This window comes from Streptomyces sp. NPDC050617 (genome assembly GCF_040654795.1).
GTDB lineage: Bacteria > Actinomycetota > Actinomycetes > Streptomycetales > Streptomycetaceae > Streptomyces.
The window spans coordinates 31805-46800 of the sequence record NZ_JBFAIS010000027.1; the positions used below are offsets into that span (position 1 = coordinate 31805).

The window sequence follows — 14996 nt, forward strand, 5'->3', positions numbered from 1 at the left end:
TCTAATGTCATCGGTGGCGTTCGAGCCCGCGGATCACCACGCCCAGGATGTCGCCGCGTTCGAGATAGCCGATGTGACGGGAGTCGTGGCTGTGGGCGGTGTTGTCGCCGAGGAGCACGAATTGATCCGGCGGTACGGGCCGACCGGCATCGGCGGCGAGGGCCGGGCCCAAGCCTGCGGGGACCAGGTCGCCGGGGCCCGCCGCGACTCGTTTGATCAGTCGAATTCGGGTGTTCGACGGCTCGTCGCCCGGTTGACGAGGTTCCGGGGGCGTCGGTGGCGGCGTCAGCGCCGGCGCTATCGCCTTCGCGAGCTCGCCCGGTGGATCACCGGAGGGTGGGCGCCACATCGCCACCACCACATCCCCCCTGCCGATCCCCCCACCGACCCCGAGGCCCCAGCTCCGGCCCCAGCTCCGGCCCCGGCTCCGGCTCCGGCCGAGCCTTCGGACCAGCACCCGGTCACCGCCCGTGTAGGCCGGTTCCATGCTGGCGCCGGCGACGGTGATGACGGCGAAGCGGCGTCGTGCCAGCAGTACGCCCAGCAGAGGTGCCGCGACCAGGACGAACGGCGCGATCGGGGCCGGCCGGCGAACGAATGGCCTTGGCCTCCATGGCATCGACCTCATGGCATCGACCTCATGAGAGCTGCCTCACGCTCACGGGATCGGTCTCACGGAATCGCCTTGCCCAGGTCAAGTTCCGGTTCCGGCGCCGTGGTGCCGGACGGCGTCAGCGCCCTCCCCCGGCGGTAGCCGCGAGCCTGCATCGTGAACAGGCGGGCGTAGGCGCCGTCTTCCCGCATCAGCTCGTCGTGTGTGCCGCGTTCGGTGATCCGGCCGTGCTCCAGTACCAGCAGGAGGTCCGCGTCCCGGAGCGCGCCCAGCCGGTGCGAGATCAGCAAGCTGGTACGACCTGCCCGGTGGTCGCGCAGACGCAGGTGGATCTCGTGTTCGGCCTCGGCGTCGAGGCCGGAGCTCGGCTCGTCGAGGATGAGCAGATCGGCGTCGTCCCGCAGGAACGACCGGGCCAGGGCAAGGCGTTGCCACTGCCCGCCGGACAGGACGACGCCGGTGACCGGATCGTCCTTCTCCTCTTCCGAGAAGAAGGTCCGGCTCAGCAGCGTCCGGTAGCCGCGGCCGCCGGGCAGGGCGGCGATGAACTCGTGCATTCCGGCCAGTCGGGCGGCCTTTTCGATGCTGTGCTGCTCGGTCAGCCGGTCCAGATCGCCGATTCCGATGTTCTCGCCGGCGGTGAAGCCGTACTCCATGTAGTCCTGGAATGTGGCCCCGATGCGCCCGCGCACCTCGGCGGGATGGAACGCCCGCAGATCGGTCCCGTCCCACAGCACCTGGCCGCGGTCCGGGTCGTACAACCGGCACAGGAGCTTGATCAGCGTCGTCTTCCCCGCTCCGTTGAGTCCCACCAGGCCGACGGAACTGCCCGCGGGGATCGTCAGATTCACGCCGCGCAGCACCCAGGGGTGCTCCGGGCCGTAGCGGAACCAGACGTCCCGCAGTTCGATGCCCTTCCTGAGGCGGGGCACGGGTCGGGGGTCGGCGCACACCAGCACGTCGTCCTCGGTCTCCCGGACCGCGACGTAGTGGTCGAAGAGCAGCAGCGCCTGGTGGCCGCCCGCGATCTCGCTCGCCAGTGAAGCGAGTGCGGCCTGTACGGCGGGCAGCGCGGTGACGAGCAGCGCGACGCCGCCGACGCTGATACGGCCCTGTCCGGCGGCCCGTACCGCCCACAGCAGGCCGAGACCCGCGACCACGGCCGCCAGTACGCCGAGTTCGAGCTGGATCACTGCCTCCTGGCGGTCCACCGCCTGCTTGGCCCTGTCGGCCCGGCGGCGTTCGGCGAGCATCCGCCCGCGCAGGAATCCGCCGATGCCGAACAACCGGATCTCCTTGGCGGCCCGCGGACTGGTCAGGAGCTGGAAGTAGAACAGCTCCCGGCGCTCCACGGGGCCGATGTCCCAGAACATCGCCGCCCGTCGGCGGCTCATCGCCAGTTCTCCGACCAGCACCGGCACCCCGGACAGGAGTACCGCGGCGGCCAGGACCGGACTCAGCACCATGAGCGAGCCGAGGAACCCCCAATGGTGAGCGTGGCCTGCAGCGCCCCCAGTCCGCTGTTGACCGCCTGCGTCGGCGTCATGCCCCCGGCCTGCTGGGCCAGTCGCAGCCGGTCGAGGAACCGTGGGTCCTCGAATTTGCTCAACCCGGTCAGGGCGTCCACGGCCCGGTAGAGGGAGTCCTGGGCGCGCAGCCCGGCCGCGCGCTGTGCCTGGGCCTGTACGTACTGGGCGAGCTGCGGCACCGCGGCGGCCAGGATGCCCACCGCGGCGAGCAGCCCGGCCGGCGCGAGGAGCGCGGCGAGCCCGCCGCCCGCGGCCAGCCGGTCCAGCACCGTCCGTACCGTCCACGCGAAGGCGATGGGCAGCACCGCGCCGAGGGCGGCGAGCAGCGTGAGCGCCGCTACGTGCCGGGGCGCGGCTCTGAAGGCCAGCCCGGTCGCCGCGCGGAAGACTCCGGCCAGCCGTCGCGGTCCCGGTGAGGACCCCGCTTCCGCCCTCACCGGGTTGCGGGTGAGGGAGCCGGCAGCACGTGCTCGCCCACGGCGTCCACCACGAGTTCGTCGCCGGCGGCGCGGACCCGGCACATGGACGGGAAGGCGCGGACCCCGAACGCCTCCGTCACGGGTCCCGCGATGGATTCCCGTACGACCGTGGTGAGCGGTCCCAGTTCCGTCACCATCTGTTCGGTCTCGGCGTCGCCGTCCGCCCCGCCCGCGACGACGGCGACGACGGCGCCGTTCACGGGAGCCGCTCCGAGCGCCGCCGCCACCCGCGGCAACTGTGCGTGGCACGGAGGACAGCCGGGAGACAGGAACACCACGACGGCCCCGGCCCCGGCACCTCCCCCGGCACGTACTCCGGTCCCGGTCCCGCCCCTGGCTCCCGCTCCCGCCCCACCCCCAGCCACGAGATCGCGATTGCGAAGGGGCCTCCCGTCGACGGTCCGGGTCTCGAAGGCCCCGACGAGCGCGCCCGGCGGAAGCATTCCCTCGTCCATTGCCTGATCCATCCCCTGATCCATCCCCCGGTCCATCCCTGTGCCGGCGAACCCGCCCGCGTACGAGGGCGTGCGCGCGGCCTGCTGGGCGCGCAGCCTTCGGATCAGCCCCACCGTCAGCAGGAGGTCGAGCAGGCACAGCGCCCCGACAAGCACGACGGCCGCGATGAGATACGCCATGGTCACCCGTGTCCTTTCGGCGCGGCGACAGGCAGGAAGTCGCGCAGCACCTCGTATATGTCGTCGAAAACAGTCACCACAGCACCGAGTACGAGGCCGGTGCCGGCGGCCACCGCGAGGCCGCCCGGCGCTGTGGGCACACCGTGGAACGTCCCGGCGGCGCCGGTCACCGCCGCGACGATCAGCAAGCCGTTCCGTACGAGAGGGAGGGCGCCCGCGCTGCTCGTAGAGGCGCCGAAACACCGGCACGGCACCCGCAGGCCCCGCCGGAGCGATGCCGCCATCGCGATGGTGAACGCCCCGAGCAGGCACCCCAGCAGCACGAACCCCGCCATCGTCAGCGGCCGCGGCCGCGGCAGCATGAGCAGGACGGCCCCGGCCGCCTCCGCCCCGACGACCAGCCGAGCCGCGGCGCGTCCACGGCTCGGAGACAGCCCGGCCAACTCCCGTACGGAGCGTACGAACGCGCTGAAGGACTCCGCGCTGCTGAGTTTGCTCACCACCGCGACTGCGAAGACGACTACGAGCAGCGTCCGACAGGACACCGCGGCGAGTTCCATAGCGAGAGACACACCTTTCCGCCTGACGGGATACGAAGACGGGGCCCCGGTGGCCTCCCCACGTGCGGCCACCGGGGCCCCTGGCCCCCCTGACTCCCCCGGCCTACTGCTTCAGTTGATCAGTCGGTGGGACCGAGGGTCCGGCGGGGCAGCCGGCATCAGCAGCCGCAGTGGCCGTACTCGTTTTACCAACTGCCGTCGTCGCAGTTCACCCGGTACTGGGTGTACTTCTTCTGGCCGCCGCAGCTGCCGTTGATGCACTTCGATCCGACCCTGCGGCACTTGACCGCATGAGCTGTCTCTCCGGGCAGCAACCGTTCTACGAGGCGATCGGTGAGCGCCTGCACGAATGTGGTCATCTGAGGCTCCTTCTCCTGAGGGCGCGTCGCCGATGAGCGGCGCGACTAGAGGTGGTGGAAGTGGAGCGTGCTGTGTGCGGCCCGGCGGGCACAACACCACGGGGCTGTCCCGGACGGCTCCCCACCTGTCCGGCCTGGCCGGGCCCGGTGTCCGGGCCGCATCCGGACAGCGCCCGGGTCGGATACGGTCAGCCCCTCCGGATGAGGAACCTCTGGCCGATCGCGCCAGTGCATCGTTGTTCGACCGCTTCGGCTCCTTCAGCGGCGACGCTGTCAGCGATGCCGACGCACCGGCCGCTGTCGGCCGGGCGGATCAGAAATCCATCGGCGCTGTCGGCGGCGATGGCCTCCAGGCGGAACAGGGTGGCCTGGGCACAGTCGTTCCGGGGTTCGAGCATGCCCTTCACCGGGCCGTCGCCCACGACCGTCAGGCACCCCTTCCCCATCTGGGGGTGGTGCCACTGGATGCGGTACAGGCCCTCACCGGCAGGCTCAAGGTACGTTCGCGGCACGGTGGCCTTGGCACAGGGAAGTTGGACCGCGACCGCGCTGCCGTAGGCGCCGCCCCGGTCGCGTCCGTCGGTCATGCAGAGCGCGGGCGCGCGGGCGGGCCTGATCGTGGCCCATCCGTCCACGGGCGCCGCGGGCGCCGTCGAGGCGGTGACCGTCGGAGCACCCGAGGAGCTCGCGTCCCCCGCCCCCGAACTGCCGGGCAGCAGAACCCAGATGACCGAGGCGATCAGGGGGACCATGAGCGCGGCCGTGAGCGTGACCAGGCGGACCTTGGTCCGGCTCGGCCCGGATTCCGTAGCGCCTGTGGCTTCGGGCGGCGACTGAGCTGCGGTCTCGGCGCTCTCGACAGTGTCAGCGGTGTCGGCGCTCTCGGCCGTCTCGATGGCCTCGGCACTGGGTGCCGCTACGGACACGGCTGCGGCATCGCCCGCGGGTACGGCCTCAACCTCCTCCGCGAGCCGAGCCCTGACCTCCAGCCAGGCATCAACCCACCGGCCGCCCCCGTCGGTGCGTTCGTCCCCGCAAGCGCGGACGAACGCGGCCACCACGTCGGCCCTCGGCAGGCTCCCCCGCCTCAAGACGTCGGCCAGCGTGCTGCGCGCCAGTACGTCGCCACGGCGGGCAGCCCGTTCCTCCAGTTCGCGATACGTCAGCCCGGAACGCTCCTTGAGCCGTCGCATCAACTCGACGAAGGCGGCGGCGTCTCGGGCATCGCGGGGCGATAGTTCCCCTGGGCCCCCCACAGCGTCATCATGCTGATGGGCAACCAAGCGCACAAGGACAAATGCCGCCTCGCCTCTGCGGTCCGGTACACGCTCCGGACAGGCCCTGACCAGCCCGGACAGCTCCCGGGGCAGTCCATGGCACCGGAAAGCGGTGAGTGCGCCGATGGCGAGTTCGCGAAAGGGACAGCCTCGGGATCACCGGTCGCGCAACCGGCGCATGCCGCAGAAGAGCAGGACCACGCCGATCGCCTGGAGCAGAAGCTGCGTGGCCATGGCGATACGGAAATCCGCGAGGTCGGGGTCGGCGGCCGGGCCCTGTGCGTGGTCGAGGGTGACGCCGATCAGCATCATGGCCAGCAGCGCGGCCGTGTAGCCGCCGATGTTGGCGATGCCCGACGCCGCGCCGACGCGGTGCGGGCGGCTGCCGGAGCGCGCGATGTCCAGGCCGAAGACCGCGGCGGGGTTCCCGAGTCCGAGCACGGTCACCAGCAGGAACAGGAGAGGCAGAGGGGCGTGCGCCCCCGGCCACAGCAGGACGGTCGCCCACGTGACGGTGGTGGTGGAGGTGATGGTGAGCACCAGAGGTACGCGCCAGTGGGGGCGGCGGCCAGAGACGACTCCGAAGACGGGGCCGAGGAGCATGGTGACCACGAGCGGCACCGCGATCAGATAGCTGGCGGTGCCGGCGGGCAGCCCTTGGCCTTGGGTCAGGAAGGGATAGCCCCAGAGCAGTACGAACACCTGGACCGGGGAGTGGACGGTGAACATCAGCCACAGCCCGACGGCCGTAGTGGGCTGCCGCCACGCTTCGGCGAGGGCGGTCCGCATGGATTCGCGCGGTAGCGATATCGGTGACCCTGGCGGTACTGGCGGCACTGGCGGTACTTTCTCCGGCTCGTACAGCGGTCGGCCGTCAGGGGTATCGCGGACGCTCAGCCATACCGCGATGGTCATGCACGCAGTGGCCAGCGCGACGGAGAAGAACACGGGTTGCCAGCCGAAGGCCCGTAGCGCGGCGGACAGCGGCGGGGTGGCCGCCAGGCCGCCCGCGGTGCCGACCACGACCGTCACCTGGGCGAGGACAGGGGTACGGGCCGCGGGGAACCATGCCGCGATCAGGCGCAGCACGCTGATCATCACCATCGCGTCGCCGCAGCCCAGCAGGGCGCGGCCCGCCAGTACGACGGCGAAGGCGTCGCCGCCCGCCACGAGGGCCTGGCCGGCGGCCATGACCGTCAGGCTCAGCGTGAGCATCCTGCGGGGCCCGTGCCGGTCGACCAGCAGGCCGACCGGTATCTGGGTGGCCGCGAAGACGCCGAGCTGGACCGCGGCGAACGCGGACAGCGCGGTGGCGTCCACGCCCAGGCGGTCCGCCGCCATCGGTCCGGCGACGCCGAGGCTGCCCCGGTTGAAGATGGCGACGACGTACGTGAGCGCTGCCGCACCCCATGACACCCATGCCCGTACGGGGACCTTCGCCGCCGTTCCCGCCGCTGCCTCCGCCTCCGCCGCCCGCTCGCGCTTCTGCTCGTATCGCGTCGCCGGCTCCCGAGGAGCGCTCACCCCGTCACCGGGCCGGAACCCCACTGGCGCCGATCGGATTCCGGGCTCGATCCCGGAGGATTCAGTTTTCTTCCCACGTACGCACCCCCTGGGACGCGAGAAGCGCCGCGTGCCCGTGGTCCACGGCCACCGTGGTGTCCTCGCCGAGGCCCATCTGTCCTTTCTGGCGGGCCATGTTCGCGCGGGCGAAGGCTTTTGTGCGCTGCGTGTCCCGGCCGAAGGTGACGAAGGCGGATATTCGCTCGCGCAGCGCGTCCAGATCCGGAGTGTCCGCAGAGCCCGCGAAGTCCGGGGATTCCAGAGAGTCCGGATCGGGAACCATGGCGCCGGCGTGAGTGATCCGCACATCGAACACCACGAGATCGCCCGCGTCCATCAGCACCTGCCGGGGCCGTACAGGTTTCAGATCCGGACGCAGATGCGAACCAGGGTCGACACGCAGGCAATTGACGCTCGTCGAATCCTGGAGGTAAATGCCCACCTTCACCACCTCGGGTGCGTCCCGGAACAGCGATGCCGCCGATTCGCCGAAGTAGCCGGAGAGCGGATCGCCCGAAGCCAAACTGCCGCTGTCCTTGTGCCACCCTTGGGTGAAACCGTGGTGGGCGTCGCTGTGCCCGGTGAACACGATGTCCCGGGTACCGAGAGCAGCGCGGGCGAGGTCGATGACCTGGGGATGTGCGTAAAGCCAGGCCAGGCCGGGAACGAAGTGCGCCGCGGCCGGCTGCACCCGCGCTCCGTCCAGCCGCACCCCGTGGCCGGCTTGAAAGTGCGCGGCGATCAGAGTCCGGGCGCTGTGAATCTCATCCGCGTCGAGCCGCCGCCGTGCGACGGCCCAGCCGTCGTCGGCCACACGATCCGCTAACTCCGCGGGCGGGAAAAGGGCTGTGGTCACCGATAACTCCTGTACTGAGACGGGCTCGATCGGGTCGTTCCGGTGAGAGCAGTGCGGCCATTCTTCGTTGTACAAGTCAATGTCGTGTGTACAGGTCATTAACAGGTACGGGAGATACCGTGACGCGGCCGTCCTCGCACGCGATCATTGAGAGAGTGCCGGGGTGTCTACCTTCGTTGTATTCGACCTTGAGTTCACATCGTGGCCCGGAGCCCTGGAGCACGATTGGGGGGAGCCAGGACAACTCCGCGAGATCGTGCAGATCGGGGCCTTGCGTCTGAGCGAGGACTGCTCGGTCGTCGAGGAGTACGAGACGCTGGTGACGCCTACGGTCAATGCCCGGCTGTCCCCCTACTTCACCGAACTCACCGGCATCGCCCAGGAGACCGTCGACAGGGAAGGCGTCCCCGCGGCGCAGGCCCTGGGCGAATTCCTGGGGTTCTGCCGGGGCCAGACCGTGCTGTCCTACGGCAACGACATGGTGGTGATGGGAGAGAACATCGCCTGGGCGCGCGCACGCGGAGAGGAGATCAAGAACAGCTTTCTCGACGCGGCCTTCGTGAACATCCGGCCTTGGCTGAACACCGTGGCGCCGGAGACTGCGCAGTCGAATGTGGGCCGCCTATGGAGTGTGCTGGGGCTGCCCAAGCCCGCTGCCGGACGGGAGCATTCAGCGCTGTTCGACTGCCACTCCTTCGCCGCCGCCATCGGTCATCTGCGCCATCACGGGGCTGAACTGCCCGTGGGGTGCTTGTAGCTCACGGAGGGGCGTAACCCGTGGGCTGTTCGTCGCCCACGGCCTGTCCGTAGCCCGCAGGTTGTTCGCAGCTCAGAGGCTGTTCGCAGCTCATGGCACGAGGCCGTCGGCCCTGCTCCCGCGGTCCGGGGGCGGGGCCAACGGCCCGTTCGCGCACAAGGCGCGCACAAGAGGTGGGGGGGCAGACCTCAGACCCGGTCGGCCGCGATCAGGAGGTACTGGAAGGAACCGTCCTTGTAGGAGTTGATGAACGCCTCCTCGATGCCGGTGACCAGGGAGGACGTGGCACGCAGCTCCCAGTAGGGCAGCGTCGCGGCCGTCAGGTCGACGACGGTCTGCGGTACGAGGCGGTTGTCGGCCATGGCGCGCATGTACTCGCGGCGGGAGTGGATGTTGCACTCGAAGTGCGCGTTGATCTGGGAGACCCACTTCGAGGGCTGGCCGTAGCGCGGGTTCCAGCAGCCCGTGATGGTCACGTAGCGCCCGCCGATCTCCAGGATGCGGGAGTGCTCGGCGAAGAGGTCGTGCAGATCGACGTACATGGTCGACTCGTTGTTCCACGAGGCGCGGATCTGGCCCGTGCCGAACGGCATGTCGAGCATGTTGCACACGCGCGCCCGCACATGGCTGTCGATGCGGAGTTCGCGGGCGCGCCGGTTGGCGAAGTCGGCCTGCTTGGCCGACAGGGTGACGCCGTCGACGTGGCAGCCGAAGCGCTGGTGGGCCATCACCATCGAACCGCCCCGGCCGCAGCCGGCGTCGACGAGCGCGGCCTCGCCGCCGACGGGGCCGAGGTGGTCGATGAGGACTCCGGCCTGCGCCGACTCCAGGCGGTGGAGCTCGGCGATCAGCTTCTTCTCGTACGCGCTGTCGGCGGTGTCCCCGAGGGCGGCGCGGTCGATCTCGCCGATGCCGTAGTGGTGGTGGTAGAGGCCGTCGACGTCGCCCAGGCGCAGGTTCACGGGCCTGGCCTCCTGGTCCCAGTAGCGGGCGATGTCACCCTGGTAGGGCGACGCCGGGGAGGGGACGAACGCGGTGGCGCCCTGGGCGGTGGTGTGCTCGATGCTGGTCACACGTGTATCCATTTCTTACCAGAAGTCGGGCAGGCTGTAGCGGTAGGTGTTGGACCGGTGCCAGTAGTGGTTGCCGTCGACCCAGACGGCCACGCCCCTCAGGAAGCGCAGCACGCTCGGCACGGGACAGGCGGCGGCCAGGCCGGCGGCCTCGGCTTCGAAGGCGTGCATGAGGTCGTTGTGGACCTCGACCGCCTTCAGATAGGCATCGCGGTCGGAGATGTTCTCGCGCTGTGCGATCACTACGGGCAGGTTGAGGTGCGTACCCGGACTCTTGAGCTCCTTGGTGTACGAGTACAGGTCGTTGACGATCGTGGTCGCGTTGCCGGCGAGCGCGATGACCCGCTGCATGGCCGGCTGGGCGTGCAGGTCCGCCGGGAGTTCGTAGCCGCCGACGGTGTCGGTGATCGTGGGGCAGGGGCGGAAGTTGTTGAACTGACGCATCGCCAGGTACTCCCACACCTCCGGCATGTGTCCCGTCTCTGCCCAGGCGGCCTCCGCCAGGTATCCCAGGTGCAGCCGGGCCATGTCGTGGCGGAACCGGTCGGCCTGGGAAGGGGTGGACTGCCGGGAGAAGTAGTCCATGGCGGAGCGGTAGGCACGCCGGGGGGCGTCCGACTGGAGCGACTTCGCCCACTCCTGCTCGTACTCCGGCGTCGTGTGCAGCGCGTCGAGCGCCGTGTGGGCCAGCAGGAGGCGGCTGCCGAGGCCGACGGGCGAGCCGCCGTGGTCCTCGCAGTAGCAGTCGTCGACCGCGTTCTCGGCGACCATCAGCCGTGCGGCGATCATCAGGTGGTCGATGGTGGGGGCGTCCGGATGGCAGGCGACCATGTACGTGCCGACGGAAAATCCGTCGAACTGGTCCTCCCATTCCGGCGGGACCGTCTGGACCTCGTCCACGGCCCATGTCTTGATCCTGCGGCTGACCTCCTCGACCCGCACCGGGTCGGGCTCCGGCACCGGGTGGTGGTAGAGGCCCGGAACCGCGTCGCCTGCCGCCGGCGGACACAGGCCCGGAGCGGAGCCGTCCGCCGTCGGCCGGCCCAGGCCCAGGACGGGGTCGCCCGCCGCCGGCGCGTCCTCCGGTCGCGCTTCGGGCGCCGCCGGCTCCCCGCGCCGGGCCAGGCGCAGGCCGGCCGTGCCCAGGCCGTTGGGTCCGCCGAGCAGCCGCTCCAGGGTGGGGCGCGGCGGTCGCGCGGCGGGTGGGGCGGCGGCGTCGAGGTGGGGTTGGGGCTGGTGAGCTCTGGGTTGGGGCTGGGCGCCGGGGCCGGCCGCGGTGACGGGCGGCCTGGGCGGAGGAAGGGAGACCCCAGGAACGGGCATCCGTGGCTCCTTGATGAGGTGGGTGGGCTGCGCAGGCGCCGGGCATGCTCGCCGGGCGCGGACTCCGGGTCGTCGTCGGCTGTCGTGCGAGCCTTGACGTAGGGCCGTCGACGAACAGCCCCTCTGCGTACGGGCTTCCGTACGGCCCCTCTACGTAGAGGCCCTGCAAGTACAGGCCCTCTACGTACAGGCGACTCTTTGCGTACAGGCGGCCCGTTACGTACAGATACGTACGGACCCGTTAGCCGCCCGTACGAGCGATCTGTACGTTCTCGAGCACGCCGAGGGCGTCGGGCACCAGGATGGCGGCGGAGTAGTAGGTGCTGACCAGGTACGAGATGATGGCCTGCTCGCTGATGCCCATGAAGCGCACCGACAGGCCCGGTTCGTACTCCTCCGGCAGACCCGTCTGGTGCAGTCCGACGACGCCCTGGTTGTCCTCGCCGGTGCGCATGGCCAGGATCGAGCTGGTCCCCTCCTCGCTGACGGGGATCTTGTTGCACGGCAGGATCGGGACCCCGCGCCAGGCTGGTACCTGCTGCCCGCCGAGGTCGACGTGGGTCGGGTAGAGCCCGCGCTCGTTGAAACCGCGCCCGATGGCCGCGATCGCCTTCGGGTGGGCGAGGAAGACCTTGGTGCCGCGGCGACGGCTGAGCAGTTCGTCGAGGTCGTCCGGGGTGGGCGGCCCGGAGTGGGGCTGGATCCGCTGCTTGAAGTCGGCGTTGTGGAGCAGGCCGAACTCCCGGTTGTTGATCAGCTCGTGCTCCTGGCGCTCGCGCAGCGCCTCGATGGTGAGCCGGAGCTGTTCCTCGGTCTGGTTCATCGGGTCGTTGTAGAGATCGGCGACCCGCGTGTGGACGCGGAGAACGGTCTGGGCGACGGAGAGTTCGTACTCGCGCGGCTTGAGCTCGTAGTCGACGAAGGTGCTCGGCAGTCCCACTTCCCCGGTGTGCCCGGCCGACATCGCGATCTCGGCCTCGCCGTGACGATTCTGCGGCCGGTCGGCGAGCGCGCGGAACTGCTCGATATGCGCTTGGAGGTTCGGCGCCCCGGCCAGTACGGCGGCGAAGTCGGCGCGGGAGAGGGTCAGGAGGGTGCCGGAGGTCTCGGCGGTGGCCGTGTGGTCCCAACTGGCGCTGTCGTCCAGGAGGGCGTCGTCGCCGAACCGGTCGCCGTCGGCGAGCACCGCGACGCGGACCTCGTCGTCGTACTCACCGGCGGAGGTCAGACGGACGCGGCCGTGGGCGATCAGGTGGATCTGCTCGGCGGAGGCGCCACGCTCGACCAGCGTCTCCCCGGCGCGGAAGTCGCGCCGCGCGCACCGGTCGGCGATCGCGGTCAACACCTCGACGTCCTCGAACCCGCGCAACAGAGCAAGTTCGCCCAGCTCACGGGGGATGACGCGGACGTCGCCGCCCTCCTGTACGAACTCGATCCGCCCGTCGCCGACGGTATGGGTCAGCCGCCGGTTCACCCGGTAGGTGCCGCCCTTGACCTCGACCCAGGGAAGCGCCCGCAGCAGCCACCGGGAGGTGATCCCCTGCATCTGCGGAACGGTCTTGGTCGTGGTGGCGAGGTTGCGGGCGGCCTCGGTGCTCAGACTGGACTGCCGGGGCGCACCCATCAGCGGTTCCAGGCTGGTCTCAGTGGACATCGGGCGGGCTCTCCTTCGTTGATGCGGTGACGACGGACGACGTACGCACGCGGCGTCGACTCGGGCAGCCGACTGGGGCCTAGGCATTGGGGTGAGTTGTTGCCGCGAGAATTCGCGCCGATCTCGGGGAACCGTAGCGGCCACGGTGCCCGGACAGCCGGGCGAGGCCGTGGGAGTTACCTCAATGCAGTGATCTTGCCCTGCAAAATGTTTATCCGAATGGTGACGAGTTTTAAGCCATCCGCCCGAGCCCATACGGTCATCCGGACGCCATTCCCGCATCTCCGTCATCGCTCCGCCGCCGGCGGGATGATCCGACGGCGGCAGCCCGCGAGCAGGCGTAGGGAGGGCCTTGAACACGGCATGTCGGGTAGCGGCTTGGGGCTATCCCGTTCCGATATAGAGGTCACCGCCGGTCCGCACGGCATGAACCCCACCTTCTCTGAAAGCACCTGAAAGCACGGGAATCAAGCCGAATTCAGCCACCTGTGCACCGGCCTTCGACGCTCAACTCGGTCGACGGCGCGGCCGACGGCCGCGCCGTAGCCGAATCATTCGGTACAGACACAACGGCTGTACGGGACCGCAGCGGCTCATCACTTCCCTGGGCTCCCCTGGGCCTCGGCGGTAGCCCTGGTGTATCTGCGCTACTACGAGGAACAGGGGCCGACGGTGAGTACGTAGCCGCCCTCGGCCGCTCCCCTGGAAGAGGCGGCAGGCGCGGGCAGCATGCGGGGGGGGGCGCAGCGGGTGCGGCTGAGGCCGGGGGAAAGTTCAAGACTGCCGTCGGGGGGCGGGCTGGGGGACGCTGGGGGTCTCACCTCATGGCAGGAGACGGCCCATGATGATGTCTTCGGAGCCATCCGGCTCCCGTGCGCCCCTGCATCTGTCGGGCAACAACGCGCCGGTTTCGGCCGAGGTCACATGTCAGCCGAGCGCGGTGATCGGCGCGGTTCCCGAGGAGCTGCGCGGTCAGTATTTCCGTAACGGGCCCAATCCGCGCAGCGGTTGGTCTCCGCACTTCTTCGCCGGTGACGGCATGATCCACACCATTGCGCTGGCCGGCGGGCGGGCCACCTGGTATCGCAACCGCTACGTCCGTACACCGCTGTACGCGCAGCCCGGCGCGTCCCGGTTCGCCCTCGCCTTCGACCCGGTCACCTCGCGGCTCGACTACCGCGTCACCACGGCCAACACGCACCTCATCGCCCACGCCGGCCGGCTCTTCGCCCTCGAAGAAGGCGGTTTCCCCTACGAGGTGACCCCCGACCTGGCGACTCTCGACGCCTTCACCTTCGACGGGGCGTTGGAGTCCCCCATGACCGCCCACCCCAAGACCTGCCCGCTCACCGGGGAGCTGCACTTCTTCGGCTACCGCGTCCGGCCGCCGTATCTGACGTACTACCGGGCCAACTCGGCGGGGCAGGTCCTACAACGACAGACCGTGGAGGTGCCGCGGGCCACGATGATGCACGACTTCGCCATCACCGCACGGCACGTCGTCTTCATGGACCTGCCCGTCGTCTTCGACGCCGAGCAGGCCGCGGCGGGCGGGCTGCCCTGGCGGTGGGAGGACAGCCACCACGCCCGGTTCGGCGTCCTGCCCCGGACCGGGCGCGGTGGGCAAGGTGGACAGGACAGGCAGGGCGGACAGGACGGACCGCACGACTCTGTGCGGTGGTTCGACATCGCTCCCTGCTACGTATGGCACACCCTGAACGCCTTCGAATCCCACGGGACGCTCACCCTGACCGGCACCCGCGTCCCGACCCTGTGGCGCCACGGACCACAGGACCTGAACGGCGGCCTGCCCGCCCTGCACCAGTGGGTACTCCACCTGGCCACCGGCCGCGTAACCGAGACACCACTGGACGACACCCCCAGCGAATACCCCCGCATCGCCGACGACCGCATAGGACTGCCGCACCGCTACGGCTACACCACAAGCTTCACCCTGGACGCCGAACCCGATCACGCCGAGATCTACAAGTACGACCTGACGCACGGCGCCCTGCGCGGTACCCACCGCTTCCCCACCGGCCACACCTGCGGCGAAGCCGTCTTCGTCCCCCGCTCCGGCGCCGGCCCGGACCGGGAGGACGACGGCTACCTCATGACCTTCGCCCACGACCGCGCCCGTGGCACCGGCTACCTGGCCATCCTGGACGCCGCCGACCTCGACGCCGACCCGATCGCCGAGATCCATGTGCCCGTCCGCATACCGGCAGGCTTCCACGGCAACTGGATACCAGCACGCCTATCCGAACCGGCCGCCCCGCCCCCGTCCCCGTAGCCCGCCGACATGTTCCACCTCCGAA

Annotated in this window: 14 protein-coding genes; 2 read left to right on the forward strand and 12 right to left on the reverse strand. The window is 70.1% G+C overall.

Going from position 1 to position 14996, the window contains the following annotated elements; translation table 11 throughout:
- Positions 1-7: 7 nt before the first annotated feature.
- The 9 genes from AB0I49_RS29360 to AB0I49_RS29400 form a co-directional block, all read right to left on the reverse strand.
- Complete coding sequence (locus tag AB0I49_RS29360; RefSeq protein ID WP_363230138.1) at positions 8-628, reverse strand: S26 family signal peptidase; 621 nt, start codon at positions 626-628, stop codon at positions 8-10.
- Positions 629-672: 44 nt separating this feature from the next.
- Positions 673-2079: an ABC transporter ATP-binding protein gene (locus AB0I49_RS29365; RefSeq protein WP_363230139.1), complete on the reverse strand. Its 1407-nt coding sequence runs from the start codon at positions 2077-2079 to the stop codon at positions 673-675.
- Positions 2070-2579, reverse strand: coding sequence for a hypothetical protein (locus AB0I49_RS29370; protein WP_363230140.1), 510 nt, complete (start codon positions 2577-2579; stop codon positions 2070-2072). Before AB0I49_RS29370 ends, AB0I49_RS29365 begins: the two co-directional genes overlap by 10 nt.
- The gene (locus AB0I49_RS29375; RefSeq protein WP_363230141.1) at positions 2576-3256 is read right to left on the reverse strand and encodes a hypothetical protein; all 681 of its coding nucleotides are present in this window, start codon (positions 3254-3256) and stop codon (positions 2576-2578) included. Before AB0I49_RS29375 ends, AB0I49_RS29370 begins: the two co-directional genes overlap by 4 nt.
- Positions 3257-3258: 2 nt before the next feature.
- Positions 3259-3816: a MauE/DoxX family redox-associated membrane protein gene (locus AB0I49_RS29380; RefSeq protein ID WP_363230142.1), complete on the reverse strand. Its 558-nt coding sequence runs from the start codon at positions 3814-3816 to the stop codon at positions 3259-3261.
- 185 nt (positions 3817-4001) lie between these two features.
- Positions 4002-4175, reverse strand: a complete 174-nt coding sequence (locus AB0I49_RS29385; protein WP_363230143.1) for a hypothetical protein — start codon at positions 4173-4175, stop codon at positions 4002-4004.
- A gap of 188 nt (positions 4176-4363) precedes the next feature.
- Positions 4364-5431: an XRE family transcriptional regulator gene (locus AB0I49_RS29390; RefSeq protein WP_363230144.1), complete on the reverse strand. Its 1068-nt coding sequence runs from the start codon at positions 5429-5431 to the stop codon at positions 4364-4366.
- Positions 5432-5608: 177 nt separating this feature from the next.
- A complete protein-coding gene (locus AB0I49_RS29395) occupies positions 5609-6976 on the reverse strand; it encodes an MFS transporter (protein ID WP_363230145.1) in 1368 nt (455 codons plus the stop codon).
- Positions 6977-7037: 61 nt separating this feature from the next.
- Positions 7038-7871 carry a phytanoyl-CoA dioxygenase family protein gene (locus AB0I49_RS29400; protein WP_363230146.1) on the reverse strand — a complete coding sequence of 278 codons (834 nt, stop codon included), beginning with the start codon at positions 7869-7871 and terminating at the stop codon, positions 7038-7040.
- 163 nt (positions 7872-8034) lie between these two features.
- Here AB0I49_RS29400 and AB0I49_RS29405 point away from each other — a divergent pair, with 163 nt between their 5' ends.
- A complete protein-coding gene (locus AB0I49_RS29405; protein ID WP_363230147.1) occupies positions 8035-8628 on the forward strand; it encodes a 3'-5' exonuclease in 594 nt (197 codons plus the stop codon).
- Positions 8629-8816: 188 nt separating this feature from the next.
- Here AB0I49_RS29405 and AB0I49_RS29410 read toward each other — a convergent pair whose 3' ends face one another.
- From AB0I49_RS29410 to AB0I49_RS29420, 3 genes are all read right to left on the reverse strand, one after another.
- A complete protein-coding gene (locus tag AB0I49_RS29410; protein WP_363230148.1) occupies positions 8817-9713 on the reverse strand; it encodes a geranyl diphosphate 2-C-methyltransferase in 897 nt (298 codons plus the stop codon).
- 3 nt (positions 9714-9716) lie between these two features.
- Positions 9717-11024 (reverse strand): family 2 encapsulin nanocompartment cargo protein terpene cyclase, encoded by a 1308-nt coding sequence (locus AB0I49_RS29415; protein WP_363230149.1) that lies wholly within the window; start codon positions 11022-11024, stop codon positions 9717-9719.
- Between the two features lie 241 nt (positions 11025-11265).
- Entirely contained in the window at positions 11266-12678 is a 1413-nt protein-coding gene (locus AB0I49_RS29420) for a family 2B encapsulin nanocompartment shell protein (RefSeq protein ID WP_363230150.1), read from the reverse strand.
- Positions 12679-13525: 847 nt separating this feature from the next.
- Here AB0I49_RS29420 and AB0I49_RS29425 point away from each other — a divergent pair.
- Positions 13526-14971 (forward strand): carotenoid oxygenase family protein, encoded by a 1446-nt coding sequence (locus tag AB0I49_RS29425; protein ID WP_363230217.1) that lies wholly within the window; start codon positions 13526-13528, stop codon positions 14969-14971.
- Positions 14972-14996 lie beyond the last annotated feature (25 nt).

Bases quoted from the DNA above. Each gene is read 5' to 3' on its own strand.
- AB0I49_RS29360 (WP_363230138.1), bottom strand. From the start codon at position 628: ATGAGGTCGATGCCATGGAGGCCAAGGCCATTCGTTCGCCGGCCGGCC.
- AB0I49_RS29365 (WP_363230139.1), bottom strand. From the start codon at position 2,079: ATGGTGCTGAGTCCGGTCCTGGCCGCCGCGGTACTCCTGTCCGGGGTG.
- AB0I49_RS29375 (WP_363230141.1), bottom strand. From the start codon at position 3,256: ATGGCGTATCTCATCGCGGCCGTCGTGCTTGTCGGGGCGCTGTGCCTG.
- AB0I49_RS29380 (WP_363230142.1), bottom strand. From the start codon at position 3,816: ATGGAACTCGCCGCGGTGTCCTGTCGGACGCTGCTCGTAGTCGTCTTC.
- AB0I49_RS29385 (WP_363230143.1), bottom strand. From the start codon at position 4,175: ATGACCACATTCGTGCAGGCGCTCACCGATCGCCTCGTAGAACGGTTG.
- AB0I49_RS29410 (WP_363230148.1), bottom strand. From the start codon at position 9,713: ATGGATACACGTGTGACCAGCATCGAGCACACCACCGCCCAGGGCGCC.
- AB0I49_RS29415 (WP_363230149.1), bottom strand. From the start codon at position 11,024: ATGCCCGTTCCTGGGGTCTCCCTTCCTCCGCCCAGGCCGCCCGTCACC.
- AB0I49_RS29420 (WP_363230150.1), bottom strand. From the start codon at position 12,678: ATGTCCACTGAGACCAGCCTGGAACCGCTGATGGGTGCGCCCCGGCAG.
- AB0I49_RS29425 (WP_363230217.1), top strand. From the start codon at position 13,526: ATGTCTTCGGAGCCATCCGGCTCCCGTGCGCCCCTGCATCTGTCGGGC.